At 36.3% G+C, this 2,625-nt stretch carries 3 protein-coding genes; all 3 read left to right on the forward strand.

All coding sequences use genetic code 11. From position 1 onward, the window contains the following. On the forward strand, positions 1-575 hold a 575-nt coding region (locus AC1DJR_RS25655), incomplete at its 5' end, for a GNAT family N-acetyltransferase (RefSeq protein ID WP_477003824.1). A 180-nt stretch (positions 576-755) separates the two neighbouring features. Continuing rightward, on the forward strand, positions 756-1,787 hold the full coding sequence (locus tag AC1DJR_RS25660) for a tyrosine-protein phosphatase (protein WP_477003825.1): 1,032 nt from the start codon (positions 756-758) through the stop codon (positions 1,785-1,787). Between the two features lie 159 nt (positions 1,788-1,946). Further along, positions 1,947-2,625: YjjG family noncanonical pyrimidine nucleotidase (locus tag AC1DJR_RS25665; protein ID WP_477003826.1), on the forward strand; the 679-nt coding region annotated here is incomplete at its 3' end.

Below are 2,625 nucleotides of genomic sequence, written 5' to 3' on the forward strand. Positions count from 1 at the left end.
GAATAGAAGAATTGCAATTTGAGATTTCTTCAAAAAGCCCAAATTATGATGTGTATAAGAAATGTTTCGAAACGTATTCATTTGAATATATTACTGAAAACATGATTGTATTTAAGGATATATATGAAGTGGAAGATATAGAAAGTGATATTGATTTTAAGCTTATTGAAGAGATAGGCGAAGACGCTTTTTATTCACTGTGGAATGAAGTGACGGGAGAACAAATCGATTATGATCAATTTGTAAATACGATGCTACAAGAAATAGGTGGGCAATGGAAAGAACATTGTTTAACAGCAAGTATCGATGAAGAGCCAATAGGAATTGTAATCCCGCATATTGAAAGAGGTACGTTAGAAGAAGGAAAACTTATGTATTTCGCAATGGCTCCAAATATGCGAAATAAAGGGTACGAAGCAGCATTCTTTACAGGGGCGATGTTTGTCTTAAAAGAAATAGGCGCATCTTATTATATTGGCGAGACAAATGTACAAAACGAGTGGATGAAGGATGTCTTTGAAAAGAACGGATGTCAGCAGCTGAGCTCTACTGAGCGATATGTGAGAAGGTTTTAGAAGGATGGATGGCTTACTCTCTCGAACTCATTTAGCGGGAATCCATGTACAAATTTTGAACAAGTAAAAGAACTTTTTGCATGTTTGTAAGATAAAAAGAAAAATCGAAACGACAAAGTAAGCTTTCCTATAATACAATAGAGAAGGATTAGACTATACGAAGAAAGCGTTGGTGAAAGTATGAAGCAACAAAGAAATTGGCTACAAGCAACTGTAGAACGAAATGAAGATAATACGTTACATATAAARTGGGAAAATAATATAGAAGAAGTTCGCATTTATTGGAGTACTTCACCAGAKCATATTGAAGAAAMWGGAGAATTACTTGCAACGGTAAATGGAGAATCATCATGTACAATTSAAAACCCGAGTGAAAMTGARCGTCCATATTTTAGRYTAGTAGGAAGTAATGGACAAGCAGTGACAGTAGCTGAGCGTAGATTGCCATTACAAGGAGCGTTTAACTTCCGTGATATGGGAGGATATGAAACGACTGAAGGCCGTAAAGTAAAATGGGGCAAGTTGTACCGTTCTGAAGAATTAGCAGGATTAACAGAATGGGATATCGAGTATTTACAGAAGTCKRGCTTAAARTTAATTTGTGATTAYCGTACAGATTTTGAAGTGAAACATAAGCCGAATCCAGRYATTACAGGYGCTCGCCAAGTRTGCTTACCAGTRATGCAAGACTTAGCGAAAGATTTAAATATAAATGAGTTTTTCCAAGTTGGTGATCTATCAATATTAGGAAAACCAGGCGAATATCTTGTGAAAATGAATCAAGATTTCGTCGATGGCAACGAGGCTTTCGTGAGCTTTTTACAACTCGCGCAAAACCCGGAAAACTTACCGTTAGTAAACCACTGTACAGCTGGAAAAGACCGTACAGGATTTGGCTCGGCATTATTATTACTTTTACTAGGTGTACCGGAAAAAACAGTAATGGAAGACTACTTACTAAGTAACGGTTTCCGTGAAAAGTTAAATGAAAAAATGATGGCCTTTTTAGGTGCGAAATTACAGAACGACGAAAGTAGAGCAATATTAGGTGCAATGTTTGAAGCGCGTGCTGAGTATTTACAAGCTGCGATTGATGAAGTTAAAAAGAAATATGGATCAGTTGAAGTATACGCTGAAAAAGCTCTTGGCTTTACGAAAGAATCGTTAGAGGAAATGAAAGTGTTATTGCTAGAAGATAAAGTGAAACTTTAATCAGTGTGGGGGGGCATCCCCACTGATTATTAGCCTTCACCAATCGGACTGCCCGTTAATGCGGGATAAATAATGAGGAGGGAGGCTGATTGGATTAGCCTCCTTTTATTATTGTTGCTATAATTAAGCTATGAGAATATAGGAATTGAGGCGAACATCATGAAATACAAAGTAATACTATTCGACGTAGACGATACATTATTAGATTTCCCTGAAACAGAAAGAAACGCATTACATAACGCGTTTGTACAATTTGGCATGCCTACAGGATATAATGATTATCTTGCAAGTTATAAAGAGATTAGTAATGGATTATGGAGAGATTTAGAGAATAAAATGATTACGCTAAGTGAATTAGCGGTAGATCGATTTAGACAATTATTTGATCTTCATAATATAGAAGTAGACGCGCAGCATTTTAGTGACGTATACCTTGAAAACTTAGGGAAGGAAGTACATCTTATAGAAGGTGCAGTGAAACTATGTGAGAATCTTCAAGATTGTAAGTTAGGTATAATTACGAATGGATACACTAAGGTACAGCAATCTAGAATTGGAAATTCCCCTTTATGTAACTTCTTTGATCATATTATTATTTCTGAAGAAGTCGGCCATCAAAAACCAGCGCGTGAGATTTTTGATTATGCGTTTGAAAAGCTTGGGATTACTGATAAATCAAGTGTACTAATGGTTGGAGACTCGCTAACTTCTGATATGAAAGGYGGAGAAGATTACGGTATTGATACGTGTTGGTATAATCCGAGTCTGAAAGAAAACAAGACAAGTGTTAAGCCGACCTATGAAGTGGAGAACCTGCTACAAATTTTAGAAATTGCGG

This window comes from Bacillus sp. 05T31, from assembly GCF_056396725.1.